This is a genomic window from Streptomyces muensis (genome assembly GCF_021474425.1).
GTDB lineage: Bacteria > Actinomycetota > Actinomycetes > Streptomycetales > Streptomycetaceae > Streptomyces > Streptomyces muensis.
The window spans coordinates 1-17318 of sequence record NZ_JAKEIP010000022.1 but is presented as its reverse complement, the minus strand read 5'-3'; the positions used below and the strand labels follow the sequence as shown (position 1 = coordinate 17318).

17 protein-coding genes and 1 pseudogene are annotated in these 17318 nt (G+C 71.9%); 10 read left to right on the top strand and 8 right to left on the bottom strand.

Annotation, left to right across the window (positions count from 1 at the left end; genetic code table 11):
* Positions 1-38 precede the first annotated feature (38 nt).
* The 3 genes from L0P92_RS08985 to L0P92_RS08975 all read left to right on the top strand — a co-directional run bounded on the left by L0P92_RS08985 (position 39) and on the right by L0P92_RS08975 (position 2069).
* Entirely contained in the window at positions 39-575 is a 537-nt protein-coding gene (locus tag L0P92_RS08985) for a hypothetical protein (protein WP_234761986.1), read from the top strand.
* A 24-nt stretch (positions 576-599) separates the two neighbouring features.
* On the top strand, positions 600-1364 hold the full coding sequence (locus L0P92_RS08980; protein WP_234761985.1) for a bestrophin-like domain: 765 nt from the start codon (positions 600-602) through the stop codon (positions 1362-1364).
* A gap of 186 nt (positions 1365-1550) precedes the next feature.
* Positions 1551-2069 carry a hypothetical protein gene (locus L0P92_RS08975; RefSeq protein ID WP_234761984.1) on the top strand — a complete coding sequence of 173 codons (519 nt, stop codon included), beginning with the start codon at positions 1551-1553 and terminating at the stop codon, positions 2067-2069.
* Between the two features lie 165 nt (positions 2070-2234).
* Here the strand turns inward: L0P92_RS08975 and L0P92_RS08970 are convergent, their stop codons facing one another.
* Entirely contained in the window at positions 2235-2729 is a 495-nt protein-coding gene (locus L0P92_RS08970) for a hypothetical protein (protein WP_234761983.1), read from the bottom strand.
* Positions 2730-3023: 294 nt separating this feature from the next.
* Between L0P92_RS08970 and L0P92_RS08965 the strand changes: the two genes are divergently transcribed.
* Complete coding sequence (locus L0P92_RS08965; protein ID WP_234762034.1) at positions 3024-3701, top strand: class F sortase; 678 nt, start codon at positions 3024-3026, stop codon at positions 3699-3701.
* A 28-nt stretch (positions 3702-3729) separates the two neighbouring features.
* On the opposite strand, the gene L0P92_RS08960 is transcribed toward L0P92_RS08965, so the two are convergent.
* Complete coding sequence (locus tag L0P92_RS08960; protein ID WP_234761982.1) at positions 3730-4581, bottom strand: polysaccharide deacetylase family protein; 852 nt, start codon at positions 4579-4581, stop codon at positions 3730-3732.
* A gap of 102 nt (positions 4582-4683) precedes the next feature.
* Entirely contained in the window at positions 4684-7965 is a 3282-nt protein-coding gene (lysX, locus tag L0P92_RS08955) for a bifunctional lysylphosphatidylglycerol synthetase/lysine--tRNA ligase LysX (RefSeq protein WP_234761981.1), read from the bottom strand.
* A gap of 88 nt (positions 7966-8053) precedes the next feature.
* Here lysX and L0P92_RS08950 point away from each other — a divergent pair, with 88 nt between their 5' ends.
* Together L0P92_RS08950 and L0P92_RS08945 are read left to right on the top strand one after the other, a co-directional pair.
* Complete coding sequence (locus L0P92_RS08950; RefSeq protein WP_234761980.1) at positions 8054-8515, top strand: universal stress protein; 462 nt, start codon at positions 8054-8056, stop codon at positions 8513-8515.
* 76 nt (positions 8516-8591) lie between these two features.
* Complete coding sequence (locus L0P92_RS08945) at positions 8592-9023, top strand: pyridoxamine 5'-phosphate oxidase family protein (protein WP_234761979.1); 432 nt, start codon at positions 8592-8594, stop codon at positions 9021-9023.
* A 12-nt stretch (positions 9024-9035) separates the two neighbouring features.
* Here L0P92_RS08945 and L0P92_RS08940 read toward each other — a convergent pair whose 3' ends face one another.
* Positions 9036-9851: an alpha/beta fold hydrolase gene (locus L0P92_RS08940; RefSeq protein WP_234761978.1), complete on the bottom strand. Its 816-nt coding sequence runs from the start codon at positions 9849-9851 to the stop codon at positions 9036-9038.
* A gap of 57 nt (positions 9852-9908) precedes the next feature.
* Between L0P92_RS08940 and L0P92_RS08935 the strand changes: the two genes are divergently transcribed.
* Entirely contained in the window at positions 9909-10382 is a 474-nt protein-coding gene (locus L0P92_RS08935; RefSeq protein WP_234761977.1) for a MarR family winged helix-turn-helix transcriptional regulator, read from the top strand.
* Between the two features lies 1 nt (position 10383).
* Here the strand turns inward: L0P92_RS08935 and L0P92_RS08930 are convergent, their stop codons facing one another.
* On the bottom strand, positions 10384-11532 hold the full coding sequence (locus tag L0P92_RS08930; RefSeq protein WP_234761976.1) for a CapA family protein: 1149 nt from the start codon (positions 11530-11532) through the stop codon (positions 10384-10386).
* A 242-nt stretch (positions 11533-11774) separates the two neighbouring features.
* Here L0P92_RS08930 and L0P92_RS08925 point away from each other — a divergent pair, with 242 nt between their 5' ends.
* From L0P92_RS08925 to L0P92_RS08915, 3 genes are all read left to right on the top strand, one after another.
* Positions 11775-12323, top strand: coding sequence for a sigma-70 family RNA polymerase sigma factor (locus L0P92_RS08925; protein ID WP_217214314.1), 549 nt, complete (start codon positions 11775-11777; stop codon positions 12321-12323).
* Between the two features lie 146 nt (positions 12324-12469).
* On the top strand, positions 12470-12985 hold the full coding sequence (locus tag L0P92_RS08920) for a hypothetical protein (protein WP_234761975.1): 516 nt from the start codon (positions 12470-12472) through the stop codon (positions 12983-12985).
* Between the two features lie 151 nt (positions 12986-13136).
* Complete coding sequence (locus tag L0P92_RS08915; RefSeq protein ID WP_234761974.1) at positions 13137-13790, top strand: zf-HC2 domain-containing protein; 654 nt, start codon at positions 13137-13139, stop codon at positions 13788-13790.
* A gap of 185 nt (positions 13791-13975) precedes the next feature.
* On the opposite strand, the gene L0P92_RS08910 is transcribed toward L0P92_RS08915, so the two are convergent.
* From L0P92_RS08910 to L0P92_RS08900, 3 genes and pseudogenes are all read right to left on the bottom strand, one after another.
* Complete coding sequence (locus L0P92_RS08910) at positions 13976-14839, bottom strand: Fpg/Nei family DNA glycosylase (RefSeq protein WP_234761973.1); 864 nt, start codon at positions 14837-14839, stop codon at positions 13976-13978.
* 34 nt (positions 14840-14873) lie between these two features.
* Positions 14874-16961, bottom strand: coding sequence for a SpoIIE family protein phosphatase (locus L0P92_RS08905; protein WP_234761972.1), 2088 nt, complete (start codon positions 16959-16961; stop codon positions 14874-14876).
* A gap of 88 nt (positions 16962-17049) precedes the next feature.
* Positions 17050-17318 (bottom strand): annotated as a pseudogene (locus L0P92_RS08900) (DUF6777 domain-containing protein); the annotation flags it as partial.

Below are 17318 nucleotides of genomic sequence, written 5' to 3'. Positions count from 1 at the left end.
AACCGACCCAATCCACCCTGACCACCAGGGTGTTGACGGTGCTCACACTGACCTGGCTCCTGGTGTCCGCACCGGCGGCCGTGGCGGAGGCCACCGTCTGCGCGTACGCCGACACCGGGCCGGACGGCGCGAGGGCGGTCGCGGTCGCCGGGAGCCTCACCTGGCCGACTCCCCCGCACTGCCCGACTCCGACCCCGACCCCGACGCCCACACCGTCACCGACGCCCACGCCGAGGCCGTCGCCCTCACCGGACCCCACACCGACGCCGACTCCCGAACCCACGCCCACCCCGAAACCCGAGCCGCCGCCTCCTCCGCCGGCGACCCAAGCGCCCCCGGCACCGCGCCCCGCGCCGCCCCGTCCACGGCCGACACCGCCCGCGCCCATCCCGACGCCGACGCCCGAGCCGTCGGTCAAACCCACCCCGAGTCCGTCCGTGACCCCGGTGCGCTACCCGCCCTATCGCGCGAGCCAGCACCGGCGGCCGGCCCGCGACGCCCCGTCGCCCCTCACCTTCGTCCTGCTCATCGCGGCGCCCGCCATCGCCGCCGTGGCCGCGCTGCGGCCCCGCTGATCCTGCTGAACCTGGAGGCTTGTCTTGCCGGAATGGCTTGTTCTCACCCTCGCGATGCTGGCCGCCTGCGCCGTGGTGGTCATCATCACCCTCCTGCGGCACCGCACGGCCCCCGAGGACGAGGATCCCTCCGAGACCCCGGACGTCATCGAGTACATGACGATGTGGATCGGGGTGGTCTACGCCATCGTCCTGGGCCTGGCCATCGCCGGCGTGTGGGAGGGCCGCAGCGCCGCCCAGGACCACGTCCAGGCCGAGGCCGTGGCGTTGCACGAGGTCTCGGAGCGGGTCCGGGTCTATCCCGCCGACATCCGCGACCGCATTCGGGAGGATGTCAACGCCTATGTCGGACACGTCGTCGACACCGAGTGGAAGACGATGGCCGACGACGGCCGGATGACCGAGCGCGGCACCGAGCTTCTCCAGCGCGTCCGCGAGGACGTCACCGACTACGAGCCGAGGACGGACTTCGAGGCGCAGGCCTACCAGCCGCTGCTGGACCAGGTGACCGCCGCCGACCAGGCGCGCAACGCCCGGGCGAACTCGACCGGGGAGACCATGCCGGGCGTGGTGTGGTTCGGGCTCATCGCGGGCGGCATCATCACCATCGGGATGATCTTCGCCCTGCAGATCCGGCGCACACCCCGTGAGCTGATCCTGGCCGGCCTCTTCTCCGCGCTGATCGCCTTCCTGCTCTTCCTCATCTGGGACTTCGACGCGCCGTACAGCCGGGGCGTCACGGCGTCCGCGGAACCGTTCCTGGAACTCTTCCCGGACATCAAGGGCTGACCGCCCGCCATCCGACGGGCCGCCCGGGGGACGCCGTCCCCTGGGCGGCCCACCCGGTTGCCCCATTCGTACGACAGCAATCGCGCAGGTGGACGCACGTTCCTAGCGTTTCGTTCATCGAGGTGCATTTCCGTCGCAGGCGGAAGAGGCCCGCGGCTGCTCCTCGGGGAACCCGGAGGAACCACCATGCGCGCGATACGCGTCACTTCGGCGGCACTGCTGGGTGCCACCGCCGTCGCCCTGACCGCCGTGACCGCCCCGGCCGCCCTGGCGTACGAGGACGACTCGGGTTTCTGGGTCAGGGTGCTGCCCACCACCGTGGCGCCCGGCGGGCGGGTCACGCTGCACGCGGCCGGCTGCGAGCAGAGCGTGACCGTGGCGTCGGCGGTCTTCGACACGGTCACCATTCCCCGGGGGCGTACGACGGCCAGGGCCACGGTCGACCGGGATGCCAGGCCGGGTGCCGTGTACGAGGTGTCGTTCTACTGCGGCACGTTCTGGCAGAGCGTCGACCTCACGATCGCCGGCGGCCGGCCCGCGCCGGTGCGTCCCGATCACCCGGACAAGGGGGTGCACGCGGGCGGGGGCGGCAGCCTCGCCGGACTGAACCTCAAGGAGCTCGGTCTGGGTGCCGCGCTCGTCACGGGGGTGCTGGGAACGGCGTACCACCTCTCTCGCGGCCGCGGCGACGAGGACGGCGCCTGACTCCGCCGCCCGTCCGGCCGCTCCTCCTTCCGCTCAGGCCCGCTCAGGTCCGCTCAGGCCTTCGCCCCGGATCCCCACGAGGGGGCCGGGGCGAAGGCCTGAGGAACCGTGCGAAGGGTCTGCGACGGGTCTGTCCGCGGCGGATCGCCTGCGACGGGCGGCGCGTCAGGCCCGCTTCTCCGCACGGCGGCGCATCCAGAACACCCCGCCACCGACGACGGCGACGGCGATGAGCCCGCCTCCGATGGCCATGTCGGTCGGCGTCGCCCCGGTGGAGCTGCTGCCGCCGAGACCGCCCTGGACGCCGCCGATGACGCTGAATGCGGTCGGGTTGGTCAGGCTCCGGGAGTCGCAGACGACCGTGATGCTGTGGGAGCCCGGCCGCGCGTGCCGGTCGACCGTCGCGGTGCCCCGCGCCGTGTTGCTGCCGTGCACGGGGCTCAGGCGGGTGGGCCGGAAGGCGTCCGAGGTCGCGGTGCCGCCCCGCGGGCAGTTGTCGACGGTGATGGTGAGCTGCCCGCCGCGGGCGATGACGCTGGGCATGGCGACGATGTTGCTGGGCCCGTGGGGCATGCCGTCTCGCGCGACGGCCGCGGGCGCGGCGAGGCTGAGAGCGGCTACCGCGGTGGCAGCGGCCGCCATGGCACGTGTGGTACGCATGTGATCCTCCGCGGAAGACGCCCCGGGAACCGTCCCCGGTCGATCGGCGAGAAAGCGCCTCCCGGAAAAACCCTCAGATGCCGTGCGCGAGGCCGCATTTCGGCAATGGTCCGTCCTGGTGAGAGGACACGCCGACCGATCACCCCACAATCGGAATTGCCGCAGGTCACGGACCGTCAGAATTTTCCTGCCGGCGGCAACTCGGATGGCGCACCGAAAGTGGCCGGGCCACCCGTTCGTATCTGTGCCGTCGCCGGTTGCGCGCGCGGGACTTAGCGTTCACGTATGCGCGATATGTCTGCGTCCGAGGCTGAGCTGGCCGAGCTGGCCGAAGAGGAGGAGCGACGGAAGAAGCGTGCTCCTTGGGGTGTGATAGCGCTGGTCCTGCTGACCGGTCTCGCGCTCGTTCGCAATGGCTCGGGTGAGTTCGACGTGGGGCCGCCGCAGCCCGCTTCGGCGGCCGCCCCGGACCGCAGGGTGTCCGGCGGGCTCTTCGCCGGTGCCGCCCAGCCGCTGCCGTACGCGCTGCCGGAGCGGGTCAGGATTCCCGGGATCCAGGTGGACGCCCCGGTCATCCCGGTCGGTCTGGACGTGGACGGCTGGGTCGGGGCGCCGCCGCCGGAGGACCCGAATCTGGCGGGCTGGTTCACCGGTTCGGTCTCTCCCGGCGAGAAGGGCACCGCGGTGGTGGTCGGCCATGTCGACAACACCCAGGGCCCCGCCGTGTTCTACGGGCTCGGCGGTCTCCAGAAGGGAAATCGCGTCGAGATCGCCCGCAAGGACGGAAAGACGGCCGTTTTCGAGATCTACGGCATCGAGGTGTTCGAGAAGAACGACTTCCCCGGCGACCGGGTGTACGCCTCGAAGGGGAACCCGGAACTGCGGGTCATCACCTGTGGCGGCGGTTTCTCCAAGCAGGGTGGTTACGACGGGAACGTCGTCGCTTTCGCCAGCCTGGTCGAGGTGCGCTGAGCGTGCTCGACCGGGCGGGCGGAGTCCGTCAGCCGTAGCGCCGCTCGGGGACGGTGACGTGGTACCCGGCATCCAGCAGTTGCGGCAGATAGGTGCGCAGGGCCCGGACGCTCTGGGAGCGGTCGCCCCCGGCGTCGTGCGAGAGGATCACGACGCCGGGGGCGGCGCCGTGCTCGACGCGGTCGACGATGGTGCGGGTGCCGGGCGTGGTCCAGTCGAGGGTGTCGACGGTCCAGGCGAGCGGTTCCATGCCGAGTTCGGCGCCGAGCCGGAAGGTGGCGCGGTTCCAGGCTCCGTAGGGGGCGCGGAACCAGGCGGGGCGTTCGCCGTAGCTCTCCTCGACGACGTCGCTGGTGCGTTCCATCTCCTTGCGGATCCGGGCGTGGCTGAGCCGGGTGAGGAGGGGGTGGGACCAGGTGTGGTTGCCGACGATGTGGCCCTCTTCGGCCATCCGGGCCAGCAGGTCCTTGTTGTCGACGACCATCTCGCCGCACACGAAGAACATCGCGCGGACGTCGTACTCGCGCAGGGTGTCCAGGATGTACGGCGTGTAGCGGGGGTCGGGTCCGTCGTCGAAGGTCAGCACCATGGTGCGGCCGCGGCCGTTCACCCGCAGCAGGGGTGCGCGCCGGACGAGGGTGCGCCGGGGCGCCGCCCGGGGCGGGCCGTTGCCGGTCAGGGGCTGGAGGCGGTAGGAGGAGGGCTTGAGGGCGGGACGTGCCTGCGGGCCCGCGGCCGGGGCGGCCCGCACCGGCTCGTCGCCGTTGCCCGTGACCGTCGCGAGGAGTCCGGCGCTGCCGGCCGCTCCGACGGCGGCGACACCGGCGAGCAACGCGCGGCGTCGCGTGAGCGGACGTGTGGGCAGCTGATCCTTCGTCATGACTCATCAGTCGCCCGGCGAGCGACCGACTCACCAGTACGACACCGGTACGGCGGTACGAATGCACCCGCCCGGCTCAGCCGTCGGGCCTGTGGCAGGCCGTCAGCGGCGGCGTACCAGGGGGAACGGCAGGGTCTCGCGGATGGTCAGGCCGGTGAGGAGCATGACCAGGCGGTCGACGCCGATGCCGAGGCCTCCGGTGGGGGGCATGGCGTATTCGAGGGCGTCGAGGAAGTCCTCGTCGAGTTCCATGGCCTCGGGGTCTCCGCCGGCGGCGAGCAGGGACTGGGCGGTGAGGCGGCGGCGCTGTTCGACGGGGTCGGTGAGTTCGGAGTAGGCGGTGCCCAGTTCGGTGCCGAAGGCGACGAGGTCCCAGCGTTCGGCGAGGCGGGGGTCGGTGCGGTGCTGGCGGGTGAGCGGGGAGACGTCGGTGGGGAAGTCCTTGTAGAAGGTGGGCAGGAGGGTCTTCTCCTCGACCAGGCGCTCGTACATCTCCAGGACCACGTCGCCGTGGCCGTCGTCGGCGACGTACGGCACTCCCACGCGGTCGCAGTGCCGGTGCAGCCGCAGCAGTTCGGTGTCGGGGTCGATCTCCTCCCCCAGTACCTCGGAGATCGCGCCGTACACCGTCTTGACCGGCCACTGCCCGGAGATGTCGTACTCCTTGCCGTCCTGGTGGGCGACGGGTGAGCCGTAGGCGGCGGTCGCGGCGCCCTGGATCAGCTCGCGGACGAGGTGGAGCATCACGTCGTAGTCGGCGTACGCCTGGTAGGCCTCCAGGATGGTGAACTCGGGGTTGTGCTTGTAGTCGACGCCCTCGTTGCGGAAGGTGCGGCCCATCTCGAAGACCTTCTCCAGGCCGCCGACGCAGAGCCGCTTGAGGTAGAGCTCGGGGGCGATGCGCAGATAGAGGTCGAGGTCGTAGGCGTTGATGTGGGTGGTGAAGGGGCGGGCGTTGGCGCCGCCGTGGATCTGTTGCAGGACCGGTGTCTCGACCTCCAGGAAGCCGCGTTCCAGCAGGCCCTGGCGTACGGCCTGGACGGCGGTGGAGCGGGCGCGGACCACGTCGCGGGCGGCGGGGCTGGAGACCAGGTCGAGATAGCGCATGCGGACCTTGGCCTCGGGGTCGGCGAGGCCGCGGCGTTTGTCGGGCAGCGGGCGCAGGCACTTGCCGATGAGCTGCCAGGAGGTGACGAAGACGGTCGGCTCGCCCTTGTCGCTGACGCCGGCGAGGCCGCTCGCGCTGATGAGGTCGCCGATGTCGGTGTCGGCGGTGAAGCGGTCGAGGGCGGCGCCGGAGTCCTTGCGGGTGAGGGCGAGCTGGTGGTCGGCGGACCAGTCGCGCAGGACGACGAAGACGATGCCGCCGAAGTCGCGCACCAGCATGATCCGGCCGGCGACGGTGACCTGCTCGCCGGCGCGGACGTCGGCGAGGGTGTGGGTGCGGGCCGGGATGCCGGCCGGGTAGGGGTCGACGCCGTCGGCGCGCAGCCGGTCCAGGGTGTGGTGCCGGATGCGGACCTGCTCGGGCAGGCCCGCATCCGGCCCGGCGGCCCCGGCCTCGTCCCCTCCGTCGAGGCCGAGCGCCGCCAGCGAGGGCAGTCCTTCGGTGGTCGCGGGACGCGGCCCGCCTCGCGGGTGCCCCTTTCTGCGGAGCTTGTGCAGCGACGGTACGGAGACGAACCCTTCGGCGATGCCGGACGCCAGGCCGATCCGGGCGAGGGAGGCGGCCTCGCCGTAGCAGATGAAGCGTGGGAACCACTGCGGGTTGTACTTGGCGTTGGAGCGGTAGAGGGCCTCCAGCTGCCACCACTTGGAGAAGAACAGCAGCAGCCGGCGCCACAGCCGCAGTACTGGTCCGGCGCCGATCCGGGCGCCCTCCTCGAAGACCGAGCGGAACACGGCGAAGTTCAGCGAGATCCGGCGGATGCCCAGTTTCGGGGCCGCCGCGCACAGTTCGGCGACCATGAACTCCATGACGCCGTTGGGGGCGCGCCCGCGGTCACGGCGCATCAGGTCCAGGGAGACGCCTTCCCGGCCCCAGGGCACGAAGGAGAGCAGGGCGAGCAGTTCGCCGTCCTCGCCGAGGGCCTCCACGAGGAGGCAGTCGCCGTCGGCGGCATCGCCGAGGCGGTCCAGGGCCATGGAGAAGCCGCGTTCGGTCTCGGTGTCGCGCCAGGCGTCGGCCTTGCCGATCACCTCCTCCATCTCGGTCTCGGTGAGGGTGGCGTGGCGGCGGATACGGCAGTGGGCGCCGGTGCGGCGGACGCGGTGGACGGCCTGCCGGGTCACGCGCATGTCGCGGCCGTCGAGGTCGAAGTCGGGCACGTTCAGGATGGCCTCGTCGCCGAGTTGGAGGGCGCCGAGGCCGGCGCGGGCGTAGGCGGTGGCCCCGTCCTCGGAGGCGCCCATCGCGGCGGGCACCCAGGCGTGGCGGCGGGCGGCGTCCAGCCAGACGGCGATGGCGTGCGGCCAGGCCTCGCGGTCGCCGACCGGGTCGCCGCTGGCGAGGCACACGCCGGCCTCGACGCGGTAGGTGACGGCGGCCTTGCCGGTGGGCGAGAAGACGACGGCCTTGTCGCGGCGGGTGGCGAAGTAGCCGAGGGAGTCCTGGCCGCCGTACGCCTTGAGCAGGGCGCGGATGCGGGCCTCCTCGTCGTCGTGCAGGGCGGCCTCCATGCGCTGCGAGCGGAAGAGGGTCGCGGCGGCGTTGAGGAGGGCGAGCGCGCCGAAGAGGCCGAGCAGGAAGTACAGGGGGCGGGGCGGGCGTCCGTCGTAGGAGGCACCGGAGACGAGGCCGCCGCAGACCCGGTCGGCGGCCCAGGCCAGCCGCTGGCCCTGCGGCAGGGTGCCGGGGAACAGCTCGACGAGTCCCCAGCCGACCAGGATGCCGATGGCGAGCCCGACGACCAGGACGCCGAGGGCTCTTCGTACGGCGGCGCGGCGGGAGGCGGCGTAGAACTCGCCCCGGGCGACGATCAGCAGGGCCAGGGCGAGGGCGCACACGATCAGGGACGGGACGGAGTCCGAGTAGTCGCCGAACACCGTGCCGAGCAGGTCGGTCAGGACCAGCAGTCCGAGGTAGACGACGACCAGCCACCAGGCGATCTTCTTGCGGGCGGCCGTCGCGGCGGCGAGCAGGAAGAGGAAGACGGCGTAGGCGAGGTTGGCGCTGACCGGGACGATGAGCTGGTCGAGGGCGCGCACGACCGGGCGCAGCGCGGTGCGCAGCGGTGGGATGAAGGCGAGCAGGACGCACAGCAGTCCGAGGGCGCCGAAGAAGGTCGCGAAACCCTCCGGCACCCTGCTCAGGAAGCCGTGCCGGGGCGACCGTATCGGGCCCTTGGCGCTCTTGTCCCGGGTGGCCTCCACGGTGGCACTCATGTTCCGACTCTAGGAAGATCACGGCCTCCTCGCCCGTCGAGCGTCCCGCCCGGCGGCGGGACCTGCGGCTTCCGATAGCCTCCCTGCCGTGACGGAACAGCACTCGCACCAGTTCGAGCGGGGCACGGACGGGCCCAAGGTCATCGTGGTCGGCGTGGACGGCTCCGACTCCTCGCTCCGCGCGGCGGCGTACGCCGGTGGTCTCGCCCGACGGCAGCGCGCGCTGCTCGCCCTCGTCTACGTGCAGCCGGTGATGACGGCGGGCGCCGCCCTCGGGGCGCCGGTCGCCGAGACGACCAACGAGATCGCCGAGAACCTGATCGCCGAGATCCGGGACGCGACCGAACGGCTCAAGGGGATATTCGACGTCCGCTGGGAGTTCCACACCTTCCAGGGCGACCCCTACAACGGCCTGGTGAAGGCGGCGGACGACCTGAAGGCCGACGCGGTGGTGGTGGGCGCGTCGGAGCAGGCCGGTCATCGGATCGTGGGGTCTGTCGCGGTGCGGTTGGTGAAGGCGGGGCGGTGGCCGGTGACGGTGGTTCCCTAGCTCCGTGGAAGGTGGGTCCTCGGGCCTAGGTCGCCGGTCGGTGTACGGCGGGCCTGTGGCGGGCGAGGATGCTGCGATGACCGCCTTCGACGTGGACACCTTCCTCCAGCGGCCGCTGACCGCGCGCATCGCGACCAACGGGCCGACGGTGCGCCCGGTCTGGTTCCTCTGGGAGGACGGTGCCTTCTGGGTGCTGACCGGGCCGTGGACCCGGCTCTTCGACCGGGTCCGGGACGACCCGGCGGTGGCCCTCGTCGTCGACGAGTGCGACCCGGCGACCGGGCTCGTGCGCCAGGTGATCGCGCGGGGCCGGGCCGAACTCGTGTCCTTCGACGTCCCGCGGGGCCGCCGTAAGCTCGCGCGCTATCTGGGCGCGGACGAGGCCCGTTGGGACGCGCGGTTCGTGCGCTATCTGTACGACGACCCGGCGGAGCGCGGCACGGTGTGGCTGCGGCTGGAGCCGGTGTCGCTCAACGTGCAGGACCTCAGCTATGCGGTCGCCGACTAGATCGTCCTCGCGTCAGAGTGTGCGCAGGAAGTCGGCCAGGATCCCGTTGAAGACCTCCGGATTCTCCATGTTCGGGTAGTGGCCGACGCCCTGGACGGTGACCGAGCGGCCGTCGGGGACCGTGCGGGCGACGCGTTCGGCCATGGCGATGCTGTCGGGGGCGTCGAGGGCGCCGTGGACGGCGAGGACGGGGACGCCGACCTTCGGCAGCCGGGACCAGGTGTCGGTGAGGGGCACGAGCCACTGCGGCTCGTCCGGCGTGTGCTTGGCGAGGGTGTTCGCGCACATGTCCAGCAGGCGTCGTACGACGTCGGGGGCGACCTCGTCGACGGTGCGGTGGGGCCCTGCCACGCCCTTCGCGAAGTGGTCGAGCCAACCCTTGACGTCCGCGGCGCCCAGCAGTCGGGCCGCCTCGTTCACATGCTCCAGGGTCGCTGGATCCGTGAACTCGAACTCGCTGGCCCCGGCGCCGCTGACGACCAACGCACGCACCAGTTCGGGGTGCTCCAGCGCGGTGTCGGTCACGACCGCCGCGCCCATGCACAGGCCGACCAGGACCGCGGGGCCGGCGTCGAGGTGGCGCAGCAGGTCGGCGAGGTCGTCCGACCAGCGGAACGGGCGGCTCGCGTTGGCCGAGAAGCCGTGGCCGCGCACGTCGACCGCGACCACCCGGTGGTGGGCGGCGAGGGCCGGTATCTGGTCGTCGAAGACGCGGTGGTCGACGTATCCGGAGTGCACCAGCACCACGAGGTCCCCAGTGCCGGTGTCACGGTAGGCGAGATCCCCGTCGGCGGATGCGAAGTAGCTCAGGTCCGAAGCAACTGTCATGACAACCAAGGTGTCATCTTCTCTCGAATTTGGCAACCGAGGTGTCATGATGGCCGGGTGAACGACATCGACGCACCGCTGCCACCCGACGAACTCGGCCACCGCGTCAGCGAGGTGTTCGACCTGATCGGCGCCCTCTACCGGCGTGGCCTGCGCAAGCTCGAACAGGGCCAGGAGGTCGAGGGGGTGTCCGTAGGCGTGCGCTCCGTCCTGACCCTGCTGCATCGGTACGGGCCGATGACGGTGCCCCAGATGGGCCGGGTCATGACGCTGACCCGGCAGTTCGTGCAGCGCATGGTCAACGACGCGACGGCCAGGGGCTGGGTCGAGGCCACCCCCAATCCCGCGCACCAGCGGTCCTCGCTGATCCGGATCACGGCCGACGGCGAGGCCGTCATCGGCGCGATCCTCGCGCGTGAGCACGCCCTGAACCGGCAGGTCGGCGGCGATCTGACCGAGGCCGAGCTCCGGGCGTGCGCGCGCGTGCTGAAGGAGATGCTGAAGACCTTCGACCACGTGGACCCGGACTGACCTACTCCCCCATGGTGAGCCCGTCCTTTCCGGCCCCCCGGCTCAGCACGACGTCCCGGATCCGGTCCCGGACACCGCGCACGTCGGCCCCCTTGGCGAGCGCCCGGTTGAGGTCGACGACCCGGCCGGCGTCGATGTCGAACAGCTGTGGGACGAACTCCGCCTTCGACACCTCCCAGCGGCCGCCCTTGGTGTCCGGGGCGGTGAAGGTGAAGCGGGCGAGGGTGGACTGGTTGCCGCGCGGGTCCTGCACGCCCCGGTCGTTGTACATCGCGCCGGCGATCTGGTCGCCCATGCCGTAGACCACCCAGGTGCCGTTGACCTTCTCGTACGCCTGCGGGACATGCGCGTGGGTGCCGAGGATCAGGTCGATGTCGGGGCGGCCGTCGGTGCGGGCGGCTGTGAGGTCGCGGGCCAGGGTCACCTGTTCGTCGTCGGGCCTGTCCTGCCATTCGGTGCCCCAGTGCAGCGAGACGACGACCACGTCGGCGCCCCCCTTCCGGGCGGCCCGGGCGTCCGCGAGGATCTTGCTCTCGTCGATCATGTTGACCGCCCAGGGCTGATCCGGCGGAAGGGGGAAGCCGCTGACGCCGTACGTGTACGCCAGGTGCGCGACCTTGGCGTGACCGGCGCGCAGCACGGTGACCGTGCGCGCCTCGTCGGCCGTGCGCGCCGTCCCCGCGTGCCGCACCTTCGCCCGGTCCAGGGCGTTCAGCGTGCGCAGGATGCCCGCGGACCCGTCGTCGAGGCTGTGGTCGGAGGCGGTGGAGCAGCCGTCGTAGCCGGTGGCGGCGAGCCCTCGGGCCACCTCCGGCGGGGACTTGAAGAGCGGGTAGCCGGTGTAGCGGCCCTTCTCGCCGTAGACGGTCTCCATATGACACAGCGCCAGATCCGCGCGGGACACCACCTGCTTGACTCCGGCGAGCATGGGGCGGAAGTCGTATCCGGTGCCGCCCGCGTCGAAGCGCGCTCGCTCGATGATCGAGGCGTGCGGCAGGACGTCGCCGGAGGCGACGAGCGTGAAACCGCGCGCCCCCTTGCCGGAGGGGCCCGCCTGCCCCGGGGCCTCCCGGCTGTGGGCCTGGCATGCGGCGCCCGCCGCGAGAACGGCCGTCGCGGCGATGGCCACAAGTCGACTGCGTGGGATCATCGGCTCACCCCTTGTGGTCGTATATACGGATCAATAGGTACGAAGCCCTACCCGCCCGCAAACAATCCGGCCACTTTCGTTAGCCCGTCCGGCGCGCGCCCCTTGGAGGACGCCCGCAAAGTCGCGCCCGCCGCATGCGGAAGGAACCGTTCGTCGAACCGTTCGCCGACGCGATCGACCGTCCGCCGCAGATCCGTGTGTGTGCCCTGTCCCGGAACCGGCGCCTGCGATGCCATACGGCCATGACGGCCGGAACCACCCTCACCAACGGGACGACGACCGCCGAGCACGAGCTCGCCGCACTGCAGCGGGAGCACGGCCGGCCCCTCTTCGCGCTGCTGCTCCGGCTCTGCGACGGGGACCGGCAGCGCGCCGAGGACCTCGTCCAGGAGACGCTGGTGCGCGCCTGGCAGCATCCCGAGGCCCTGCGCGCCGACGACTTCGACTCCGTACGGCCGTGGCTGATGACCGTCGGCCGGCGGCTCGCGATCGACGCGCGGCGGGCCCGGCAGGCGCGGCCGCCGGAGGTCGGGGACGCGATCCTGGAGAACGCGCGGGTGATCTCCGATCACGCCGAACGGGCCGCGGAGATGCTCGATGTGCGCGAGGCTGTGAAGACACTCACTCCGGAGCACCGTGAAGTCCTGGTGCTCGTGTACTTCCAAGGGGCGAGTGTTGCGGAAGCCGCGGAAACCCTGGGTATTCCGCCCGGTACGGTGAAGTCCCGCGCGTACTACGCGCTGCGGGCCCTGCGCCGGGTGCTTCCGGGATACGCGGCCGACCTGCGGTGAAACCAATGGGAGAGTCAAACCTCCGTAAAGCGCCTTGCTGAACACCCCGGTTGAGTAATCGGCTGTCCTCATCCGTGTTCCGGATTGGGCCAGGGCCCAAGGCCCCGGGGTAGGGCGACGCACTCACCGGAGGAAGGCAGGAAGGGATGCTGCACAGAGGTCAAGAGAGCACGGACGGCACCGGCGGCGGTGAACTCACCGTCCCCATGGCGTGGTTGTACGCCGAGTACATCGCCGACGAGCTGCTGCGGACCGGCGATCTCATGCCGCCGACGTCCTTCGAGTTCCGCGCCGGGCGCGACGCGCTGGCGCTGACCATCTTCCTGTCCGACACCGACGGCGAGCTCTCCGGCATCCGGGTGGTCACCCAGCTGGAGACCTGGCTGTCGCTGACGGCCTACGACCAGCCGTGGCAGGACTGGGTGCGCGAGCGCATGGCGGGTCTCGCGGCCGAGGCGGCCCGGTCCGGCGGGCCGGCGCCCGACCTGGAACTGGCCGAGGCGGCCTGGCGCTGGCTGCAGGAGACCGAGCTGCTCGCGCCCGATCTCAACGCGGTGCCGGGCGGCGGGGCGCTGGTCGGGGAGGACGAGGGACCGAAGGTGTGGACACCGGCGTGGCAGCTGGGGCTGCCGCTCGGGCACCTCGCCATCCATCTTTTTTAAGTTCTTTTCTCCACGGACCAATCCTCGCCGCCGACGGCTCCGAATCCCTTGGTTGCGATTCGGTGTCGGCCTTGAGTGATTCGACTGCCTGGTGCGTACCAGTGGGCGCAAGGAGTAACACACCCCACACCCAACGGCACGAGGATTCGGCATGAGGTCCCTGGAGAGGCATCGCGACGTCGCCGCGTACGCGCTCGGCGTGCTGAACGAGGCGGAGGCGTTCCGCTTCGAGGACCACCTCATGGAGTGCCCCCGCTGCGCGGCACACGTGACCGAGTTCGGGCCCATCACCCGCCAGTTGATGCTGTACCGGCGGTCGACGCCCCAGTTCGTGCACCCCATGACCAGGCCGGGCCCGCAGCTGCTGAACCGGCTGCTCGACGCGGTGGCGGCCCGCCATCGCGCCCGGCGCCGGCGCACCATGTACGCCGTGGCCGCCTCGCTGGTGATCGCCCTCGCCGGGCCCGGGGTCGCGATGATGGCGAGCGGCGACGACGGCGCCACCCAGGTCGTCCAGGCGACCGACGCGCGCTCGGGTGTGTGGGCCCAGGTCACCACCGAGAACGAGGCCTACGGCAGCCAGGTGGAGCTGAAGGTGAAGGACGGCTCGGGTCCGCGTCCCTGTCATCTGATCGCCGTCGGCCGCGACGGCTCGGAGGAGACCGTGACCAGTTGGCACGCCTCCGACCACGGCTCCGGCGAGAACACCATGACGGGCGCCTCGGCGATGCACACCGACGAGATCGCGCGCTACGAGGTCAGGACGGCGGGCGGGGAACACCTGGTGACGCTCAAGCCTCGGTGAGGAGCGGAGCGCCGCGGGTGAGTCCGGGGGGGCGCCCTGTCAGCGCCGGGAAGTCGGCCGACCCGAAGGGGCGCGGGGAACTGCGCGATCAGCCACGCGCAACCCGCGGTCGCCGCCCCGTCCGCAGGCCCGAGCGCCGCGGGCGTTCGCCACGAACCGCACGCCGGCCGACCCGGGTCGAGGGTCTACTTCAGCAGTCGCGAAAGTCTCCGGTCCGCGAGCGGCTTTCCGCCCGTCTGGCAGGTCGGGCAGTACTGGAGCGAGGAGTCGCTGAAGGAGACCTCGCGGATGGTGTCGCCGCACACCGGGCAGGGCTCGCCGGTGCGGCCGTGGACGCGCAGGCCGCTCTTCTTCTCCGCCTTCAGCCGTCCGGCCGCCACCCCGCGCGAGCGTTCGACCGCCTCGGTGAGGGTGGTCCGCAGGGCCTCGTACAGCCGCGCCGTGTCCTCGGCCGTCAGCGAGGCCGCCAGCTTGAACGGGGACATCTTCGCCGCGTGCAGGATCTCGTCGCTGTAGGCGTTGCCGACCCCGGCGATGAGGCTCTGGTCGCGCAGGGCGCCCTTGATCTGGCGGCGCTCGTCCTTGAGCAGGGCCGCGAGGCGTGCCTCGTCGAAGTCGTCGGCGAGCGGGTCCGGGCCGAGGCGGGCGACGCCGGGGACCTGCTGCGGGTCCGGGACGACGTACACCGCGAGGCGCTTCTGGGTGCCGGCCTCCGTGAGGTCGAAGCCCGCGCCGGTCTCCAGGGCGACCCGCAGCGCGAGCGGTCCCTTGCCGGGGCGGGGCATGCCGCTCGGGAGCTCGTCCTTCCAGTGCAGCCAGCCCGCGCGGGCCAGGTGGGTCACCAGGCGGGGCCCGTCGGCGGTCTCCAGGTCGAGGAACTTGCCGTAGCGGTGCACCGCGGTGACCTGGTGGCCCTCCAGGGCGCTGACCGGCGGGTCGTACGTCTTGAGGACGCTGATGGCGACGGGCAGCACGCGGACGATCTCATGGCCGACCAGGTGCTCGGTCAGGAAGTCCTTGAGCGCTTCCACCTCGGGGAGTTCCGGCATAGCTCCAGAGTGCCATCCGGCACCGACAACGCCATCAGGGCCGCTCCGGCACCACGAACTCGCACCACACCGCCTTGCCGCCGCCCCGGGCCTCCACGCCCCACACGTCGGTGAGCAGGTCGACCAGGAGCAGTCCGCGCCCGGAGACGCCCGACTCGCCCGCCTCACGGCGTCGGGGCAGGGCGCTGGAGGAGTCCTCGACCTCGACGCGCAGCCGGCGGTCGGAGCCGGTGAGGACCCGCAGGGTCACCACGGCGGAGCCCTCGGTGTGCATCAGGGCGTTGGTGATGAGCTCGTCGGCGACCAGTTCGACCTCGTCGGCCCGGTCGTCGGCGCCCCAGGCGCGCACGGCGGCGCGGATCATGTGCCGGGCGCCGGTGAGGGCCTCGGGGTCGCCTGGGGCGACGTGCTGCTGGAGGCGCCCGCCTGCCTGCGGGGCGTCCAGGACGCGGCGGCGCAGCAGGAGCAGGGCCACGTCGTCGTCACCGCCGCGTTCCTCGGCGACGTCGATGAGACGGTCCGCGAGGTCCCGTACGTCGTCCGGGCCGGTGGCGATGAGCGCGGTGAGGGTCTGCATGCCGTCGTCGAGGTCGGCGCCGGGCTGTTCGACCAGGCCGTCGGTGCACAGCAGCAGGGTGTGGTCGGAGTCCAGCTCGATGGTGCCGACCGGGTATTCGAGCCGCCCGAACTCCGCGGACAGGCCGAGCGGCAGCCCGCCCTCGACGGGGACGCGTCGGCAGGCGCCGCCGGGTTCCCGCAGCAGCGGGTCGATATGGCCGGCCCGGACCACCTGGACGACCCCGGTGGACAGGTCGGCCTCGGCGTACAGGCAGGTCGCGAAGCGGTCGGTGTCCAGTTCGTGCAGGAACACGGAGGCGCGGGCCATGACGGTGGCCGGGGTGTGTCCCTCGGCGGCGTAGGCCCGCAGGACGATGCGCAGCTGGCCCATGACGGCGGCGGCGTGGGTGTCGTGGCCCTGGACGTCGCCGATGACGGCGCCGACCCGGCCGCCGGGCAGCGGGATCAGGTCGTACCAGTCGCCGCCGATGTCCCGGCCGAGGGAGCCCGCCGCTCCGGCGGCGCGGTAGCGGACGGCGACGTCGGCGCCGGGCACGCTGGGGATGGTGCGCGGCAGCATGGCCTGCTGGAGGTCGGTGGCGAGGTCCTTCTCCTGCTCGTAGAACATGGCCCGCTGCAGGCTCTGCGCGATGCTGCTGCCGAGGGCGACGAGCACGTTGCGGTCCTCGGTGGAGAAGCCGCGCCGGTCGCTGTAGAGCAGGCCGATGGCGCCGATCGGCCGGGCCTGGGCGATCAGCGGCATATAGGCGGCGGAGGTGATGCGCAGGTCGGTGATGTGCGGCCAGAGGATCGGGTAGCGCTCGGCGAACTCCTCCGGCGACTCGATGAAGCGCGGGCTGAGGGTCCGTACGACCTCGCTCATCGGGTACTGCTCGTCGATCCGGGTGACCATGGTCCCCGGCACGAAGCTGCCCGCGGGGCCCTCGGCGACCAGCCGGATTCGGCCGGCCTCGACCAGGCCCATGACCAGGCTGGTGGCGCCGAGGTGGGTGATGCCGTGGGTGTCCTTGAGGACGTCGATGACGTCCTGGACGGTGCGGGCGTGGGCGAGGGCGGCGGTGGTGAGCTGGACGACGCTGGTCTGCTGGCGGCGCGCCTCGTCCTCGGCCGCCTGCTCGCGCCGCTCCTCGCTCTCGGCGAGTTCGGCGGTGGCGTCCCGGACGATGCCGATGATGCGGCGCGGGCGGCCGGTCTCGTCGCGGCGGATGTAGCCCTGGGTGTGGGTCCAGCGCAGGGTGCCATCGCGGCAGCGGATGCGGAAGTAGACGCCGTAGTTCTCGCTGCCGTCCTTCATCGCCTTGGAGACCAGGCCGTCCAGCCGGTAGGCCTCCGGCGGCGGGACCCGGATCGCCAGGGTCGCGGGGTTGCCGTCGTATTCGTCGGGGCGCAGGTCGAAGACCTCGTGGGCCTGGGCGTCCATGTGGAACACACCGGAATCCAGGTCCCAGTCGAAGCTGCCCATGCGGTTGAGCGCCAGGATCGGATCCGGGTGGGCGGGCCAGTCGTCCGGGAGTGACAGGGCGCTCGCTCCCCGATCAACCATGGGGCCACCTTGCCAGGATTTGCCGGATTCTTCGACCGGGGTGACGGAACTGCTTTCACTCGGTTCCACGACCGCTCCACGGCTCCGGTCAGCCGTCGAAGACGTCGGTGGGGCTGCCGAAGATGCTGTCGGTGGCGGCGGGGATGTCGGGGTCGTCCGTGGCATCGGGGACGCGCCCGCCGCCGTCGGGCGCGTCGGGGGTGTCCGGGACGGTGTCGGGGCCGGTCTCCTGCGGGCTGTCCCCGGAGTCCGGGGTGGTCGGGGAGGCCGGAGAGGTGTTCTGTTCCGGGCGGGAGGTGGACGGGCCGGGCTCCTCGGGCGGCTTCGGGGGCGGCGTCGAAGGGGTGGCCGTGGGGC

Excerpts from the sequence above, each read along its gene's own strand:
- L0P92_RS08970 (WP_234761983.1), bottom strand. The coding sequence starts at position 2,729 with ATGCGTACCACACGTGCCATGGCGGCCGCTGCCACCGCGGTAGCCGCT.
- L0P92_RS08940 (WP_234761978.1), bottom strand. The coding sequence starts at position 9,851 with ATGACAGTTGCTTCGGACCTGAGCTACTTCGCATCCGCCGACGGGGAT.
- L0P92_RS08925 (WP_217214314.1), top strand. The coding sequence starts at position 11,775 with ATGACGGCCGGAACCACCCTCACCAACGGGACGACGACCGCCGAGCAC.
- L0P92_RS08945 (WP_234761979.1), top strand. The coding sequence starts at position 8,592 with ATGACCGCCTTCGACGTGGACACCTTCCTCCAGCGGCCGCTGACCGCG.
- L0P92_RS08965 (WP_234762034.1), top strand. The coding sequence starts at position 3,024 with ATGTCTGCGTCCGAGGCTGAGCTGGCCGAGCTGGCCGAAGAGGAGGAG.
- L0P92_RS08975 (WP_234761984.1), top strand. The coding sequence starts at position 1,551 with ATGCGCGCGATACGCGTCACTTCGGCGGCACTGCTGGGTGCCACCGCC.
- L0P92_RS08930 (WP_234761976.1), bottom strand. The coding sequence starts at position 11,532 with ATGATCCCACGCAGTCGACTTGTGGCCATCGCCGCGACGGCCGTTCTC.
- L0P92_RS08910 (WP_234761973.1), bottom strand. The coding sequence starts at position 14,839 with ATGCCGGAACTCCCCGAGGTGGAAGCGCTCAAGGACTTCCTGACCGAG.
- L0P92_RS08960 (WP_234761982.1), bottom strand. The coding sequence starts at position 4,581 with ATGACGAAGGATCAGCTGCCCACACGTCCGCTCACGCGACGCCGCGCG.
- lysX (WP_234761981.1), bottom strand. The coding sequence starts at position 7,965 with ATGAGTGCCACCGTGGAGGCCACCCGGGACAAGAGCGCCAAGGGCCCG.
- L0P92_RS08920 (WP_234761975.1), top strand. The coding sequence starts at position 12,470 with ATGCTGCACAGAGGTCAAGAGAGCACGGACGGCACCGGCGGCGGTGAA.
- L0P92_RS08905 (WP_234761972.1), bottom strand. The coding sequence starts at position 16,961 with ATGGTTGATCGGGGAGCGAGCGCCCTGTCACTCCCGGACGACTGGCCC.
- L0P92_RS08915 (WP_234761974.1), top strand. The coding sequence starts at position 13,137 with ATGAGGTCCCTGGAGAGGCATCGCGACGTCGCCGCGTACGCGCTCGGC.